Source organism: Gordonia sp. VNK1 (genome assembly GCF_040049135.1).
Classification (GTDB): domain Bacteria; phylum Actinomycetota; class Actinomycetes; order Mycobacteriales; family Mycobacteriaceae; genus Gordonia; species Gordonia oleivorans.
The window spans coordinates 1-15814 of the sequence record NZ_JBDZDJ010000023.1 but is presented as its reverse complement, the minus strand read 5'-3'; the positions used below and the strand labels follow the sequence as shown (position 1 = coordinate 15814).

Sequence of the window (15814 nt, the reverse complement as noted above, 5' to 3'; positions counted from 1 at the left end):
GACACCGCCATGAGCACAGATATCTTCGGCTGGTCCGCCGACGCCGACGGCATCGTCACGCTGACCATCGACGACCCGTCGCAGCCCACCAACACCATGACCGACGACATGGCCACACAGTTGCGCAGCACCGTGGAACGCCTGGAACGGGAGAAGGATTCGATCACCGGCGTGATCGTCACCTCGGGCAAGGACACCTTCTTCGCCGGTGGCGACCTGAACAAACTGATGTCGGCGGGACCCGACGACGTCGTCGAGATCTCGTCCGGCCTCGACCATTTCAAGGAGTCGTTCCGGCGGTTGGAAACCCTCGGGCGGCCGGTCGTCGCGGCCATCAACGGCACCGCCCTCGGCGGAGGTTTCGAGGTCGCACTGGCGGCCCACCATCGGATCGCGTTGAACAGCAGAGGATCACTGCTCGGACTTCCCGAGGTCACCCTCGGTGTGCTGCCCGGTGCCGGTGGTGTCACCCGTGTCGTACGCATGCTGGGCGTGGTCAACGCCCTGATGAACGTGGTCGGTCAGGGGCAGCGCATGTCCCCGGCAAAGGCGTTGGCGGCGGGCGTGATCGACTCCGTCGTCGACACCCGCGAGGACATGCTCGCCGGTGCGCGTGACTGGATTCTGTCCAATCCGGATGCCGTGCAACCCTGGGATCGCAAGGGCTACCACATTCCTGGCGGCACCCCGTCCTCGCCCGCCCTGGCCGCACAGCTTCCCGCCTTCGCCGCCACCCTGCGTAAGCAGACCAAGGGTGCACCGATGCCCGCGCCGATCGCCGTGCTCGCCACTGCGGTGGAGGGCGCATCGGTGGACATCGATACCGCGTTCGTCATCGAAACCCGATACTGCGCCAACCTCATCTGCGGTCAGGTGTCGACCAACATGATCAAGGCGATGTTCTTCGATCTCAACGCGGTCAACAAGGGTGCGTCACGTCCGGCCGGGTATCCGCGACGGAATGCGCAGCGGGTCGCGGTGCTCGGCGCCGGGATGATGGGTGCCGCAATCGCCTACGTCACAGCACAAGCCGGTGTCGACGTCGTTCTCCGCGACGTCACGATCGAGGCCGCCGAACGCGGCAAGGACTACTCCCGACGTCTCCTCGACGCGGCGCTGGCCAAGGGACGCATCGACGAGGCGCGCCGCGACGCCGTGCTCGGCCGAATCCTGGCGACCGCGGACATCGCCGATGTGGCCGGCGCCGACCTCGTCGTCGAGGCCGTCTTCGAGGATGTGGAACTCAAGAAGAAGGTGCTCGCCGAGGTGGCCGGCCACGTCGCCGACGATGCCCTGTTGGCGTCGAACACCTCCGCACTCCCGATCGCCGAGGTGGCCACCGCGGTGGCGCGTCCGGCCGACGTGATCGGCCTGCACTTCTTCTCCCCGGTGGACAAGATGCCGCTCGTGGAGATCGTGGTCGGCGAGAACACCTCCGATGAGACATTGGCGCGGGCACTGGATTTCGCGCGCCAGATCCGCAAGACCCCGATCGTCGTGCGGGATGTCTACGGGTTCTACGCCAACCGGGTGATCGCCAAGTTCGTCGACGAGGCGCTGTCGCTGGTGGCCGAGGGTATGGCGCCGGCCGCCGCTGAACAGGCCGCGCTGCAGGCCGGGTTCCCGGCCGGTGCGCTCACGCTCTTCGATGAGATCAACATGAAGACGATCGCCAAGATCCGTGCGGGCTTCATCGCCGATGCCGCCGAGCGCGGCGTCGAGTTCGTCCCGAGTGCGTCGTATCCGCTGGTCGACCGGATGCTCGGGGAGTTCGATCGGCCGGGCCGCCTGGAGGGGCGTGGCTTCTACGACTATGACGGCCCGTCGGGGGCACGTTTGGGTCTGTGGCCCCGGCTGGCGCAGGAGTACCACCGCCCGGATGTCGAGATTCCCTTCGACGACGCCAAGGAACGGATGCTGGTCGCCGCAGCGCTCGAGGCCTTCCGCTGCCTCGACGAAGGTGTGATCGGCACGGTGGCCGAGGCCAACATCGGATCGATCATGGGTATCGGATATCCGGCCTGGACCGGTGGTGCGGTGCAGTACATCAACCAGTACGACGGCGGCGTGGCGGGATTCGTGGCGCGCGCCGATGAGCTGCGGGAACGCTACGGTGACCGGTTCGTCGTCCCCGACGCGCTGCGCGCCCGAGCCGCGGAGGGCCTCGACGTGGTGTGAGATCATCGGGGGTTGTGACCGCATCCGAACCCCGCTGGCGCCGACTCGATCCCGATGACCGTCGTCAGGCCATCCTGGAATCCGCCATCGCCGCCTTCGGCAAGCAGTCCTATGCCGCGGTGCAGATGGCGGAAGTGGCGCGTGATGCCGGTGTGGCGCGTGGTCTGCTGAATCACTACTTCGGTACCAAACGTGACCTGTATCTCGCGGTGGTCCGGGAGATGATGATCGTTCCCGAACTGGAGAATGTGCGGCTGCCCACCGGCGACCTCGATGCTCGTGTGGCGGCCTCGGTCGACTGGTTGATGCTGGTGATCGGCCGGCACGGTGCCACGTGGCTGGCGGTCGGAGCCGACGGCGTCGGCGACGACGAGGAGATCCGCGCGATCCTCGACGAGGCCGACGACCGGGCGGCGCAGCGGGCGCTGGATGCGATCGGCTTCGAGGGGAAGGGTGCGCGTCACGAGGCCGCGATGGCCGCGATCCGCGCCTTCGGTGGTTTGGTGAGGGCCGCGGCACGTGAGTGGCTGTATCGAGAGGCGTTGAGCGACAAGCAGGTCCGTGTGCTGCTCACCGAAACCCTGGTTCGGATAGCCGAAATGGTGATGGCCGACGAGATGTGAGTGTGCTGCATTACAGGGCAGCCGACAGCCGCCGACCAAGCGTGACGAGTACATCGGGGTCGCTGCCCTGACCCGGTCGCCACGGTAACGTCAACCGATCACGTGCCGGGTCTGCGTATCGGGGGACGACGTGGAGATGAAAATGGAAGACGGTCTGCCACGCATCGGCGCCACAGCAATTGAGCAGGTTTACTCCGTCGGCACCGAGTACCTCGATGGCGACACGCGCGATTCGTTGGGCCGTCAGTGTCACCGCAGTCAGGTCGTCGGTGCTGATATCCAGTAAATCGGTGCTGTGCCGCTTCGGGATGACGAGCAGATGGCCCTCGGTTGCCGGATTGATATCCAGGAAGGCCAGCGTCGAGTCATCCTCGGCGATGGTGGCACTCGGGGCGTCACCGGTCACGATGGCGCAGAAGATGCACGTCACTTGCGGTCCTCGGGGTCGCGGGTGTTCGCAGGTTCCTCCGCGCGTTTGGGTTGGCCGATGGCCCTGTTCTCATAGGCGGCGCGGCTTGTCGACCCGCGGACCGCGACCACCTGATCGGGAACCATACGGCGCATCAGCACATCGCGAATTCGTTGGGGCAGTAGGCCGGCCGCTCGGACGGCCGGACCGACATAGGACGGGATGGTCACCTCGAAGCGGGGCTTCTCGATTGCCGAGCAGACGGCCGCGGCCACATCCGACGGTTGCAGCATCGACGCCGAACCCGTCGCGGTGCCGGCCGCCAAGGGGGTGTCGACGACGGTCGGCATGATCGCCGTCAGCGTGACGCCGGTACCCCGCAGCTCCTCGCGGACCGCGGTGAGATAGCCGAGCACGCCGTGTTTGGTTGCGGCATAAGTGGCCTCACCCGGGGGTGCCAGCTTGGACGCCGCCGATGCGATGGTGACGATGTGTCCGTGCCCGCGGTCCCGCATCATCGGAGCGGTGAGTCGAACCCCGCGGATGACGCCGTGCAGGTTGACCGCGAGCATGCGGTCGGTGGCCGCATCGGTCTCGGTGTCGAAGGGACCGACCCACATCACGCCCGCATTGTTCACCAGCACGTCGATGGGCCCGAGTCCCGATTCGACGGAGGTCAGGAACCTCTCGAAGGAGTGCGTGTCGGTGACGTCGAGCTCGAAAGCCGTGACGTTCCCGGCCAGTTCACGTTCGGTCTCGCGGGCCGCGTCGAGATCGCGATCGCCGATCGCGACATGCGCGCCGCCCTCGGCGAGTTGCCGGGCGATCTCACGCCCGATGCCCGCGGCACCACCGGTCACCGCGATCACCTGTCCGGACAGTGACGTCGAGCGTGGGGATGCCATGGGTGCCAGTCTGGCACACGGGTGCACAGGCACACAGGAACGTTGGTCGGTCAGCGGTCGGTGAATCCGCGGGCGGCGAGCTCCTCGAGGACGTGCGGTGACGCTCGGTAGGGTGCCTCGGGTCGCGGCCAGTGGATGATGACGTCGGTGAAGCCGAGCTCTCGGGCGCGTCCCACCATGTCGTCGAACAGTGCCACGCTTTCCAGGCCGGCGCGGGGCGAGGAATCCAGACTGAGGTAGCGGGGGAAATCGGTGCGTCTGGCCTCGCTCAGCGTGTCCTCGAGAACGGCGCAGGATCTCGCGATCCCGGCGAACCAGTCGTCCAGCGAGTCCGACGGCGCGCCGGTGGTCACCCAGCCGTCGCCGTGGCGGGCGGCGAAACGCACCGAGCGCGGCCCGTTGCCGGCGAGGAGCAGTGGCACCCGCCGCCGGACCGAACCGCCGACGAGACGCATGTCGCGGGCCCGGTAGTACTCACCGTCGGCAGAGACGTGGTCCTCGTCCAGAGTGCGGCCGAGGAGCCGGGTGAACTCCTGCAGACGGTCGACACGTTGACGGGGCGGCAGGCGGTCGGCGTCGAGGATGGTGTCGTCCGGTGTTCCGCCCGCACCGAGGCCGAGGAGGAATCGGCCGTCGGAGATGTCGATGAGCGTCTGCACCTCGCGGCTGAACGGCACGGGGTGGCGAAAATTGGGGGAGACGACGAAGGCACCGAGGTCGATCCGGGTGGTGACCGCGGCCGCCGCACTGAGGATCGGCATGCAGGAGAACCACCGGGAATCGGGGAGTCCGCCCCAGACCAGGTGATCGTAGGTCCAGGCGTGATCGAAACCCATCTCCTCGGCGCGAAGCCACAGCGGTCGCGACTCGGCCCAGGTCAGGTCGGCAAGAATGCAGATACCCACGCGCATGGGGCTCAGTCTAGGGCGCGTTACCAGCGGGGCCGGCCGGGTTCGGATCCGATTGCCGCAGTGGTGTGCTGCTCATCGTCGGATGCGAACCCGCGCTGTTTCTCTGTGGACTTGTCAAAGAACGAAAGCTGTTGGTGTGGACCGGGTTATGGGGTCACATGTCGTGCACCGAGACGGTCCTGCGGGGGTGGGTCAGGCGGCGTCGTCGAGTCGCATGGTGCGGCGGTTGTAGGCGGGTTGGGGTCGTTGTTTGGGGTCGACGGTGGCCGGTGGGATGAGCCAGGGGTGTCGGTCGGCGCCCATGATGACTGCCCATCCGCCGTGGTGGATGTCGTCGTGACACGACGGGCACAGCAGGCATCCGTTGTCGAGGTCGGTGGCGCCACCCTCACTCCACGGCTGGATGTGGTGGGCGTGGCAGCGGGATGCGGGTGCCCCGCATTTGATGCAGCCGTCGTCGCGGACGATGTAGGCCTTGCGTTGGGCGTTGGTGAAGAACCGTTTGCGGCGGCCGACGTTCAGTGGGACGCCGTCACCGTTGGTGGTGATGTCGGTGACCGCACTGTCACAGCTGAGCATGTCGGCGGTGGATTCGGTGACGGGCCCGGAGTGCGGCAGTGACGCTGCGGCCGGGTCGTCGGCGGATCTGATCATGAGGACCTCGAGGCGGGCGGTGGTGGGGATGGTGTCATCGGCCAGGCCGCGGACGGCGGCGTCGAGGAGGGTTTCGAGGGCGTCGGCTTGGCGGCGTTCAGTGGAGCGGGGATCGTGGCTGCCGTCGGGTTGGGGTACGGGGGCGGACAGCACGTCGATCGCGGTGGACAGTTTCTCTCCAACGGTCACGTCGAGGTCGGCTGTGACGGCGAGTCGTCCGTCCGCGTCATGGTGCAGGGATAGTTCGTTGACGCTGCGGTCCTCGGCGGCGGGGAGGCCGCCGTCGGTGTCGGCGGCGAGTTGGTTGCCCAGTTGCCGGGCGTACTTCTGGATGTCGGAGGGGGCCATTCCAGCTCCGGCGTGGGAGAGCAGGGCGATGGTGTGGTCGTGCCGCATGTCGGGGGTGACTTCTTCGGGGGAGCGGTGGGCGATGTGGGTCAGTCCGCGGATGATGGCGTCGGCGTGTTCGGAACCGAGGGAACCGAGTGCGGTGCTTGCGGTGACGCGGGGGATGTCGGTGGCGGCGGCTAGTCTGAGGTAGCGCTGTGCGACGGCGGGTGGATATCCCATGCAGATCAACAGTTCTCGGAGTTTACGGCCTTGGTGGGTGGCGACGTGGAGTTGTTCGAGGTGTCCGGTGAACACCACGCACAGGTGGTCGACGAGGTTGCGGATGAGGCGCAGTTGGGTCATCACCTCGGTGGCGTGCCGGTCGGTCAGTGACTTCTGGTCGATGCTCGGTTCGGTGAGGTTGTCGATGATGACGTCGAGAATCTCTGCGAGGTCGTGGTCGCTCATTCGTCCCCCTGTGTGAGTGCAGCTGATATCTAGTGTAGCCGATAATCAGTTCGATACAAGAGGGTAGCCGGGCAGGAATGTAACAGTTCCAATGCATTTCGCATCTTCAGTGAACAGGGTCCCCGGTGGTGCACTGTGGTGAACAGAAGTCACATGGACTTCTCGATGACCGTCGACGACCCCGCGCGCGGCACCGGCGGTTCTGTCATTTCGAGGCGAGAAGCTCAGACACCAACGGGTCTGCGACGTCCCGGCATTCGTCGAAGTAGGCATGGCGGGCACCGTCAAAGACGTGACTGCGGGCGTTCGGGATTCGGTCGGCGAGGAGTGCGACGTTGTCCACCGGTGCCATCAGGTCGTCGCTGCCGTGCAGAATCAGTGTGGGGCAGTCGATATCGGGAAGGACATCCCAGGCGTCGTGGCGGTTGCTGGCGAACAGGTGCGCACGCCGGTCGGCCTCGGACATCAAGTCGTCGCCGAGAACGAAGTATGGTCCGGGATGTTCGTCGCGCCACCCGGGCGTGTACATGTAGTCGAGTAGAGCGTTCTCGGCGTCGGGTCCGGCGAGTGCCTCCCGGACCTCGGCGCTGCGTTCGACGGCGTGGGTTCCGCCTGGCGTGGTGCACCCGAGCACGAGTCCCCGGACCCGGTGGGGTGCCCGGGCCGCGAGCCATTGAGCGGTGCGGCCACCCATCGAGGTGCCGTAGACCGCGAATCGGTTGATCGCCAGCGAATCCATCACCGTCAGCGCATCGTCGGCGAAAAGTTTTGTGGTGAAGCGACTCTCACCGGACGTGCTGTGACCGGTACCGCGGTAGTCGAAGGTCACCGTGGTGTACTCGCCGGTGAAATCGTCGCGGACACGATCCCACCAGTGATGGTTGTTGGCCTGTCCGGGGAGCAGCAGCAGTGCGGGACCGCTGCCGCGAACCTGGACGTCGAGGCGTGCGCGATCACGGGTGCGGGTGACCTCGTGGTATTCGCGCATGGACACCGTCATCCCACTGTCGCGCTGTCGGTCCCGACGGCCTGATGTGTTCGATCCCCACCGAGTTCGGCGACTGCGGCGTCATCGAGGCCGAATTCCCGTGCCACCGCTGCGGTGTGCTCACCGAGTGCCGGCACCGCACCCATGCGTGACTCGGTGCCCATCTGAATCGGTGGCAGGAGTGCGCGGATCGGACCGGCCTCGGTATCGACGGTGCGCCATCGGTCCCGTTCGGCGAGGACCGGATGGTCGAGGAACTCGGCAACGGTGTTCACCCCGGCAAAGGCGATGCGCGCCTTGGTCAGTCGCTGTGCAAGGGTGTCGGTGTCGAGGGCGGCGACATGGGCGATGACGCGTTCGTTGAGGGCGTCACGATGGGCCACACGCAGTGTGTTGGAGGTGAACCGCTCGTCGGTGGCCAATGCCGGATCGTCGAAGACATCCTCGCACAACCGTTTCCATTCCGGTTCGTTCTGGATGGCGAGAAGGAACACGTGGTCGTCGGCCGCGGTGAACGGCCCGTACGGTGCGATCGTCGCGTGTTGTGCCCCGAAGCGTCCCGGCTGACGGCCCGCCCCGGCGGTGAAATGCATCGGCTGACCGACCCATTCGGCCAGCGACTCGAACAGGGAGACCTCGAGTGTGGCGCCGTCACCGGTGGTGGCTCGCTGGTAGAGCGCGGCCAGGACTCCGGAGAACCCGTACATCCCGGCGGCGATGTCGGCGACGGAGACTCCGACCTTGGCCATCTCGTCGGGAGTTCCCGTCAACGAGACCAATCCGGTTTCGCATTGCACCAGAAGATCGTAGGCCTTGCGGTCGGCCCACGGACCGGTGCTGCCCCACCCGGTGATCGACAGGACGATCTTGCTGGGGTCCTTGGCGCGGATCTCGTCGGCGCCCAGACCCAGACGTGCCGCGGCACCGGGACCGAGATTCTGCACGATGACGTCGGCCTCGTCGGCGATGCGGTGCAGGAAGTCGCGTCCCTCAGGTGTTTTCACGTCGATGGCCACCGATTCCTTGGAGCGGTTGAGCCAGACGAAGTAGCTCGCCAACCCGTTCACCGACTGATCGTAGGCCCGGGCGAAGTCACCCGAACCCGGCCGTTCGACCTTGATCACGCGGGCGCCGAGGTCGGCGAGTTGTCGGGTGGCGAACGGCGCTGCGACGGCGTGCTCGAGTGACAGCACGGTCACTCCGCGGAGCGGGAGCATGGATGTGACCTCCGGTGGCCGGGAATGCGATTGGGGCAGAAGCGAGATCAGATGTCGAGGCCGCCCCGTTTGACCAGTTGCTTGGCGATGACGTTCTGTTGGATCTCGTTGGTGCCTTCGCCGACGATCATCAGCGGTGCGTCGCGGAAGTAGCGTTCGACGTCGTACTCGGTGGAGTAGCCGTACCCGCCGTGGATGCGAACGGCGTCCAGTGCGATCTCCATCGCGGTCTCCGAGCAGAAGAGTTTGGCCATGCCGGCTTCCATGTCGCAGCGTTTCCCGGTGTCGACCCGTTCGGCGGCGTCGAGCAGAAGGCCGCGTGCGGCAGCGAGTTTGGTGCCCATCATGGCGAGCATGTTGCCGACGGCCTGATGCTTCCAGATCGGTTGCCCGAAGCTTTCGCGGTCCTGGGCGTACTGCAGCGCGTCGTCGAACGCGGCGCGCGCGACGCCGGTGGCGCGGGCCGCCACCTGGATGCGGCCGGTCTCCAGTCCCTTCATCATCTGCGCGAAACCCTTACCCTCGACACCGCCGAGCAGGGCGTCGGTGGGGACGGTCGCGTTGTCGAAGTTGAGCTCACAGCTCTCCACGCCCTTGTAGCCGAGTTTCGGCAGGTCCTTGGAGACGGTGAATCCGTCGACCTTCTCGACCAGCAGGATGGAGACGCCCTTGTGTGCGGGTTCCGCGGCGGGATCGGTCTTGCACAGGAGTGCAACGAGGCCGGACTTGCGGGCGTTGGAGATCCAGGTCTTGGAACCGTTGATGACGTAGTTGTCGCCGTCCTTCTTGGCGACGGTGCGCATGTTCTGCAGGTCAGAGCCGCCGCCCGGTTCGGTCAGTGCCATCGTCGCGCGGAGTTCGCCGGTGGCCATGCGGGGCAGGTACTTCTGCTTCTGCTCCTCGGTGCCGAAGGTCAGCAGCAGCTTGGCGACGACGGTGTGGCCGCCCATCGCTCCGGCCAGGCTCATCCAGCCGCGCGCCAACTCCTCGGTGACCTGGGCGTAGCAGGGCATCGAGACCTGGGCGAATCCGTACGGCTCGGGGATGGCCAACCCGTAGATGCCCATCTCCTTCATCGTCTCGATGAGCTCTTCGGGGTAGGTGTTCGAATGCTCGAGATCTCGGGCGACCGGGCGGACCTGCTTGTCCACGAAGTCGCGAACGGTCTTGACGATGGCTTCTTCTTCGACGGACAACGTGATGGCCATGAGCTCTTCCCTTCGGTCTGTAGAAAATAGTCTATAGAGTCAGGCGGAGGTCTGCAACCGGTGAAAGCAGGATCTGGCAGCCTCAGAGCGTGGTCATCGCAGGATCACCAGTTCGGACGTGGCGCGGGTCATCGCCACATAGCGGTCCACCGCACCGTCGATTCCGGAGCCGAAACCGTCTGGATCGACCAGCACCACCAGGTCGAATTCGAGTCCCTTGACGTCGACCGGAGGCAGCGCACGGATGCGATCTCCCGCGACTGCGGCGGTGTCGTCGCCGATGACGCAGGCGGTTCCCTCCGGGTGTGTGTTCGACCAGGTACTCAGGATCTCGCCGAGGTCCCGGCGTGCGCCGAGCCGCACCGGAATCCCGCTGCGCCGAATGGAGATCGGGACGTTGGCGTCGGGGATCGCGGAACGGATGACCGGCTCGGCCGCCTCCATGATCTCTTCCGGAGTGCGGTAGTTGACCGTCAGTCCGGCGACGGTGATGTCGATCAGCCCCACCCGCTGCAGCCTGTCGGTCCAGGTCTCGACGAACCCACGTCGAGCCTGTGCCCGGTCGCCGACGATCGTGAAGCTTCGGGAGGGGCAGCGAGACAACAGCATCGACCATTCGGCATCGGTGAGTTCCTGGGCCTCGTCGACGATGATGTGGGCGAACGGCCCGGCCAACGGGTCGACCGGCGCCGCCTCGACGGCGCGGTCGTCGACCAGAGCATCGCGAAGATCGTCATTGCGAAGTTGGGTGGTCAATCCCTCGCCGTCATCAAGGCTGTGTGCCGCCAGCAGATCATCGACCACCCGGTCCATCTGCACACGATCGGCGGCCAGGGTGCTCTCGCGTCGTCGGCGTCGTCGTGAGAACTCCGGATCACCGAGGCGCCGACGAGCGGCGTCGAGGAAGGGGAGATCGGAAATGGTCCAGCGGTCGACAGTGCCCCGCCGGAGCGCGCCGATCTCCTCGGAACCCAGTGCCGGCGCAGCCAGCCGCAGATAGGCCGGCACCGACCAGAGGTCACCGACGAGTGTCGCGGCGTCGATCACCGGCCACGCGGTTGTCACGGCTGCCCTCAGATCGTGGTTGTGTACCAACGCATTGCGCAGGTGGCTGTCCGGAATCCGACCGCTGTCGGGAAGCAGGTCCCGGATGATCGCGACCAGCGCCTCCCAGATGTCCCCCCGCGCTTCGTTGTGGGGAGTCGCGGCGTCGGGGGTGCCAAACGCTTCCGCCCAGTCGTGTGGTCCGAGAATGGCCGCACCCCAGGGGGTGTCGACCTCGGTCGGGTCGGTGGGAGGCATCTCGTAGAACCGGACGGCGCGGTCGATGGTGCGGATGGGATCGATCGCGGATTTCAGTGCCCGGACGTCGGGGTCGGTTTCCGCTACGGCCTCGGGTCCGCCGGGCACCAGATCGCGCAGAGTGCAGGTGTGTACCCCCTCCTCTCCGAGATCGGGCAGTACATCGGCGACGTAGCCCAGGTAAGGATCGTGCGGACCGATGACCAGGAGACCGCCGCGATGGCCACCCAGTCGCGGGTCCGAGTAGAGCAGGTATGCGGCACGATGCAGGGCGACAACGGTTTTCCCGGTTCCGGGGCCGCCGTCGACGACGAGCGCGCCATGGCTGCCGGCCCGGATGATGGTGTCCTGGTCGGTGGCGATGGTGCCCAGTACGTCGCGCATGCGTGACGTGCGACCGGCCTCGAGGCTTGCGATGAACGACGAATCGGCGTCCAGTGCGAGTGGTCGCCGGTCCGGGTCGGTGCCGAGAGCCTCATCCCAGTAGTCGACGATGTGGCCTCGCCCCCAACGGTATCGGCGTCTGCTCGCCACACCCATCGGCTCGGCGAGTGTGGCGGCGAAGAAGGGTCGGGCGGCCGGGGTGCGCCAGTCGACGAGGAGTTGCGTGCCCTCGTTGTCGGTCAGCCCGATTCGCCCGATGTAGGTGATCGAACCGTCGGAATGCACCATCCGTCCCAGGCACAGGTCGACGCGGAATCGACGCAACCGGCGAAGTCGGAACTCGGCGTCGTGGATCTCCATATCGCGATCGACCGCTCGTCGGCCACCGCCACCGGCGGAGCGGCGTAGTGCCGCGATCCGGTCGGTGAGCATACCGATCGTCTGATCGAGGTGTGTGGCGATGGCGGCCAGGTGCGTCTCGTCCTCGGCGAGGAGCTGAGACTCGGCCTTGGCGGAGTCCGGATTCGACAGCGCAAAGGCGCTCGGGCCACGACGGGGTGAGGTGACGCGAAAATCCATGTGCGCCATTGTGAAGGCGCCATGGGGTCTTGCCGCAAGGCCCCATCTGCGCTATACAGTGAAGTGGGAGAGAGAATCCGTCCCACCTTTCCGCGATCAGCCTCGCGTGACGTGTCTCCGAGAATCCGCGCGGTCCATCTTCACGTTTCGTGCCGCGAGCGCCGTCGACGCCGCCTGCAGGACGAGCGGAACGGCCAGCACGGACAGCGCCACCGTCCACGATCCCGTCGAATCATGCAGTGCACCCACCGCTATCGGGCCGACGGCGGCCAGTACGTAGCCGACGAACTGGGCCATGCCGGAGACCTGACCGGTTTGTGCGGGCGACGAACTGCGCAACACCATGAACAGCAGGGCGAGACTGATCGATGCGCCGGGACCGAACATCACCAGCGAAACCCACAGCGCGGCAGCGTGATCGACGGTCAGCAGTCCGACGAGCCCGATTCCGCAGACCGCGATGACCAGGAAGGTGATGCCGCGTTGGTCAGTGAACCGGCCCGCGATGATCGGGATGATGAGTGAGGCAAGCAATGCGACCACCTGACCGACGGCCAGAACGTTTCCGGCGGTGGCACGGGAGTACCCCTCACTCATCAGGAATGCGGGCAACCACGCGGTGAAGGTGTAGAACACCAGCGACTGCGCCCCCATGAACGCGGTGATCGCCCATGCAATCGGGTTGCGGCGCAACGATCCCACCGTCACCGCGGTCTCCGGACGATGGCGGGTGACCTGGGGTGCCCAGACGATCACAGTGATCGCCGTCAGCACCGCCCACGATCCCAGTGTCAGCCGCCAGTTCTCGTCGAGTGCGGTGTCCACCGGCACGGTGATGGCGGCGGCCACCGCGGCACCACCGGAGAGGGTCATCGAGTAGAGGCCGGTCATCAACCCCGAACGATGAGCGAAGTCGCGTTTGATCAGCGCGGGGAGCACTACGTTGCAGACGCCGATCGCGGCGCCGATCACCGCCGAACCCGCGAACAGGGCGGGCGCGCCCGGGATGAGGCGCAGCAACGTCCCGACGATGAGCACGAGCAGTGCGGCGAAGATGGTGCGTTCGATGCCGAATCGTGCCGCGAGGCGGGGTGCGACCGGTGCGCTGAGGCCGAAGAACAGCACCGGCAGGGTGGTGAGCAGACCGGCTGTGGCACTGGTGAATCCCTCCTCGGCGGAGATCTCGTCGATCAGCGGTGCGACGGCGACCACCACCGGGCGCAGGTTCGCGGCGACCAGCATGATGCCGACCGCGGTCAGGACGGTGAGCAGTGGCCGGCCGCCGCGGTCGCTCGGCGTCGACGTCGATGCGACGCGGGTCCCGCCGTCGGCGGTCATGTGATCCCCCGGAAGGCGACGTCGAGGTAGCTGAGCACGGCCGCGCGGGCCGCGACCGGGTCGTGGGCGACGATCGCGTCGACCACGTCGTGGTGGCCCGCGGGGTGTGCGTCGAGGCCGGACGCCCCGGCGATGGTGGCGTGGTTACGTGCCATCACCTCGCCGATGCCGTCGTAGAGGTCGATGAGCAGCCGGTTGCCCGACGCGGCGACGAGAGTGGCGTGGAAGTCGATGTCGATGCGGGCGTAGTCGTCGAGGTGGCCGGATTCCAGGGCGTCGACGGCGCGGGTCAGCTGGTCACGCAGGAGCGCGATCTGTTCGTCGGTGGCGTGTTCGGCGGCGAGCGCGGCCGCCTCGGTTTCCAGGGCGCGGCGGGTGGAGAGGAGGTCGTCGGCCTCCGAACCGGGTACGCACCGGGCCAGGGCGCCGACGAGGACGTTGCGGCTGCGCACATAGGTGCCGTCGCCGCGTCGGGGCATCAGCAGTCCGGAGTGTTCGAGGGCGCGGACCGCTTCGCGAATGGTGTTGCGGCCCACGCCGAATTGCTCGACGAGTTCGGGTTCGGCGGGGATGCGGGCACCCACCGGCCACCGGCCGTCCCGGATCAGTTCGTGCATGCGGTCGACGACCAACGAGCTGGTGCGGGGTGGTGGCGTGATCAGCGGGGACACTCAAACACGCTAACATCCCATGTTTGACGCTCGCGCGGAGCGCTCAGGCTCCGTCGTGGTGATAGCGGGTCAGGATGCTCAGCTCGTCGGCGATCCGGTCGGAGTCCGGACCGTAGGGCCGAAACGGGTCACGGGTGAGGGAGTCGACGAGGTGACTCAGCGGAAAGCGGTGTGAGCCATCGACTTTGCGGTGTGTGCGATAGGTGAGGACGGCGATCGGGACGGTGACGAGGAGGGCGAGGGCGATGATGAAGATGGTCATGTCAGAAAGCATGCGCCCGTAAGATTCCTGCCAACAGTGGCAGTGCGGACAATGTACACAAAGAATCTGCCATACTGGGGCGGTGCTGAAATCCGTCGGTGTACTCCTCTATGGGCGCGTGGCGCTCTTCGAGTTCGGCGTCGTCAACGAGGTCTTCGGCCTCGACCGCACCGACGACGGAGTCCCCGCCTTCGACTTCCGGGTCGCCTCGCCGACGCCCGGCGCCCCACTGAGCGTCGACCACGGAGTGTCGGTGGTCGCGCCGCACTCACTCGACGAGTGCCGAGACGTCGACCTCGTCGCCGTCCCCGGTGGCAGCACCTCCGGCGACTATCCCGAGGAGGTCCTCGAGACGCTGCGTGCCGTCGTCGACAACGGCGGCCGGGTACTCACCGTCTGCTCCGGCGCTTTTGCCGCGGGCGCCGCGGGCCTGCTCGACGGACGACGCTGCACCACCCACTGGCGGTACGGGGACAAGCTGGCCCGAATGTTCCCCGAGGCCCGCGTCGACACCGACGTCCTGTTCGTCGACGACGGGCCGATCACCACCAGCGCCGGCACCGCGGCCGGAATCGACGCGTCGCTGCACCTGGTCCGCGAATCGTGGGGTCCGCGGGTGGCCAACACGATCGCCCGACGCATGGTGGTCCCGCCGCACCGCGACGGCGGGCAACGCCAGTTCGTCGACGCACCGGTACCCACCTGCGCCGACCGGGGCTTCGGTGAACTCCTCGACTGGATGATCGTCCACCTCGACGAGGACGTCTCCGTCGACGACCTCGCGATGCGAATGCACATGTCCGGCCGCACATTTGCGCGCCGCTTCGTCGACGAGGTGGGCATGTCACCGCGACGCTGGCTCACCGAACAACGGGTGCTGCACTCGAAGAACCTGCTCGAGTCCACCGATCTCGGCGTCGAGGAGGTGGCCCGGCGCTCGGGGTTCGCCTCGGCGACGTTGCTGCGCCACCACTTCACCTCGGCCGTCGGGGTGGCGCCGCTGGCTTATCGTCGACGATTTGCCGGTGCGTCCGGGTCGGAGTGAGCGGCCGTCAGTCCGCACGAGATCAGTTGATCCGACCCGGTGGCACGGAATCGTCCACGCACTACTGAACTAAGGTGACGGAGGAGGTACAAAGCAATGTCACTGGAACCAGTAATGGCCGCGTTTGCTAACGCACTCCTAATATCGCGAATTAGTGGCACGATATCTAGGAAAAGTGAAGTTCGCGAAATTCGCTCCAACTATCGATTCGAAGCTTCGGGATCTCCTGACGTTCTTGTGGGTGGGTTACGGCCAGGGCAGTTCGGGGCAGGCGCCGCCGCGGGTGAGTTCGGCCATCGCTATCAGCGCTTCTGGCGTGTGGAATCCGTAGGCCCGCTTGGT

At 66.5% G+C, this 15814-nt stretch carries 14 protein-coding genes; 3 read left to right on the top strand and 11 right to left on the bottom strand.

The window, feature by feature from the left end; genetic code table 11:
* Positions 1–9 precede the first annotated feature (9 nt).
* Both ABLE94_RS21685 and ABLE94_RS21680 read left to right on the top strand, forming a co-directional pair.
* Positions 10–2178, top strand: coding sequence for a 3-hydroxyacyl-CoA dehydrogenase NAD-binding domain-containing protein (locus ABLE94_RS21685; RefSeq protein WP_348809816.1), 2169 nt, complete (start codon positions 10–12; stop codon positions 2176–2178).
* Between the two features lie 14 nt (positions 2179–2192).
* Positions 2193–2801, top strand: coding sequence for a TetR/AcrR family transcriptional regulator (locus ABLE94_RS21680; RefSeq protein WP_348809815.1), 609 nt, complete (start codon positions 2193–2195; stop codon positions 2799–2801).
* Positions 2802–2811: 10 nt separating this feature from the next.
* Here the strand turns inward: ABLE94_RS21680 and ABLE94_RS21675 are convergent, their stop codons facing one another.
* The 11 genes from ABLE94_RS21675 to ABLE94_RS21625 form a co-directional block, all read right to left on the bottom strand.
* Entirely contained in the window at positions 2812–3231 is a 420-nt protein-coding gene (locus tag ABLE94_RS21675) for an HIT family protein (protein WP_348805978.1), read from the bottom strand.
* Positions 3228–4115, bottom strand: coding sequence for an SDR family oxidoreductase (locus ABLE94_RS21670; protein ID WP_348809814.1), 888 nt, complete (start codon positions 4113–4115; stop codon positions 3228–3230). Before ABLE94_RS21670 ends, ABLE94_RS21675 begins: the two co-directional genes overlap by 4 nt.
* Before the next feature lie 50 nt (positions 4116–4165).
* Positions 4166–5026, bottom strand: a complete 861-nt coding sequence (locus tag ABLE94_RS21665; RefSeq protein ID WP_348809813.1) for an LLM class flavin-dependent oxidoreductase — start codon at positions 5024–5026, stop codon at positions 4166–4168.
* Positions 5027–5218: 192 nt separating this feature from the next.
* The gene (locus ABLE94_RS21660) at positions 5219–6478 is read right to left on the bottom strand and encodes an HNH endonuclease (protein ID WP_348809812.1); all 1260 of its coding nucleotides are present in this window, start codon (positions 6476–6478) and stop codon (positions 5219–5221) included.
* Between the two features lie 205 nt (positions 6479–6683).
* The gene (locus ABLE94_RS21655) at positions 6684–7466 is read right to left on the bottom strand and encodes an alpha/beta fold hydrolase (RefSeq protein ID WP_348809811.1); all 783 of its coding nucleotides are present in this window, start codon (positions 7464–7466) and stop codon (positions 6684–6686) included.
* 8 nt (positions 7467–7474) lie between these two features.
* The gene (locus ABLE94_RS21650; RefSeq protein WP_348805973.1) at positions 7475–8683 is read right to left on the bottom strand and encodes a CaiB/BaiF CoA transferase family protein; all 1209 of its coding nucleotides are present in this window, start codon (positions 8681–8683) and stop codon (positions 7475–7477) included.
* Between the two features lie 47 nt (positions 8684–8730).
* Positions 8731–9891: an acyl-CoA dehydrogenase family protein gene (locus ABLE94_RS21645; RefSeq protein WP_348809810.1), complete on the bottom strand. Its 1161-nt coding sequence runs from the start codon at positions 9889–9891 to the stop codon at positions 8731–8733.
* 93 nt (positions 9892–9984) lie between these two features.
* Positions 9985–12156, bottom strand: coding sequence for an RNA polymerase recycling motor ATPase HelR (helR, locus tag ABLE94_RS21640; RefSeq protein ID WP_348809809.1), 2172 nt, complete (start codon positions 12154–12156; stop codon positions 9985–9987).
* Positions 12157–12252: 96 nt separating this feature from the next.
* Positions 12253–13494 carry a CynX/NimT family MFS transporter gene (locus ABLE94_RS21635; protein ID WP_348809808.1) on the bottom strand — a complete coding sequence of 414 codons (1242 nt, stop codon included), beginning with the start codon at positions 13492–13494 and terminating at the stop codon, positions 12253–12255.
* Entirely contained in the window at positions 13491–14165 is a 675-nt protein-coding gene (locus ABLE94_RS21630) for a FadR/GntR family transcriptional regulator (protein ID WP_348805959.1), read from the bottom strand. Before ABLE94_RS21630 ends, ABLE94_RS21635 begins: the two co-directional genes overlap by 4 nt.
* A 43-nt stretch (positions 14166–14208) precedes the next feature.
* A complete protein-coding gene (locus ABLE94_RS21625; protein WP_348805958.1) occupies positions 14209–14427 on the bottom strand; it encodes a hypothetical protein in 219 nt (72 codons plus the stop codon).
* Between the two features lie 82 nt (positions 14428–14509).
* Here ABLE94_RS21625 and ABLE94_RS21620 point away from each other — a divergent pair, with 82 nt between their 5' ends.
* The gene (locus ABLE94_RS21620) at positions 14510–15472 is read left to right on the top strand and encodes a GlxA family transcriptional regulator (RefSeq protein ID WP_348809807.1); all 963 of its coding nucleotides are present in this window, start codon (positions 14510–14512) and stop codon (positions 15470–15472) included.
* Positions 15473–15814 lie beyond the last annotated feature (342 nt).

What these genes read in the sequence shown, in the direction of transcription:
- ABLE94_RS21685 (WP_348809816.1), top strand. Translation starts at nt 10, where the DNA reads ATGAGCACAGATATCTTCGGCTGGTCCGCCGACGCCGACGGCATCGTC.
- ABLE94_RS21670 (WP_348809814.1), bottom strand. Translation starts at nt 4,115, where the DNA reads ATGGCATCCCCACGCTCGACGTCACTGTCCGGACAGGTGATCGCGGTG.
- ABLE94_RS21665 (WP_348809813.1), bottom strand. Translation starts at nt 5,026, where the DNA reads ATGCGCGTGGGTATCTGCATTCTTGCCGACCTGACCTGGGCCGAGTCG.
- ABLE94_RS21660 (WP_348809812.1), bottom strand. Translation starts at nt 6,478, where the DNA reads ATGAGCGACCACGACCTCGCAGAGATTCTCGACGTCATCATCGACAAC.
- ABLE94_RS21655 (WP_348809811.1), bottom strand. Translation starts at nt 7,466, where the DNA reads ATGCGCGAATACCACGAGGTCACCCGCACCCGTGATCGCGCACGCCTC.
- ABLE94_RS21650 (WP_348805973.1), bottom strand. Translation starts at nt 8,683, where the DNA reads ATGCTCCCGCTCCGCGGAGTGACCGTGCTGTCACTCGAGCACGCCGTC.
- ABLE94_RS21645 (WP_348809810.1), bottom strand. Translation starts at nt 9,891, where the DNA reads ATGGCCATCACGTTGTCCGTCGAAGAAGAAGCCATCGTCAAGACCGTT.
- helR (WP_348809809.1), bottom strand. Translation starts at nt 12,156, where the DNA reads ATGGATTTTCGCGTCACCTCACCCCGTCGTGGCCCGAGCGCCTTTGCG.
- ABLE94_RS21635 (WP_348809808.1), bottom strand. Translation starts at nt 13,494, where the DNA reads ATGACCGCCGACGGCGGGACCCGCGTCGCATCGACGTCGACGCCGAGC.
- ABLE94_RS21625 (WP_348805958.1), bottom strand. Translation starts at nt 14,427, where the DNA reads ATGACCATCTTCATCATCGCCCTCGCCCTCCTCGTCACCGTCCCGATC.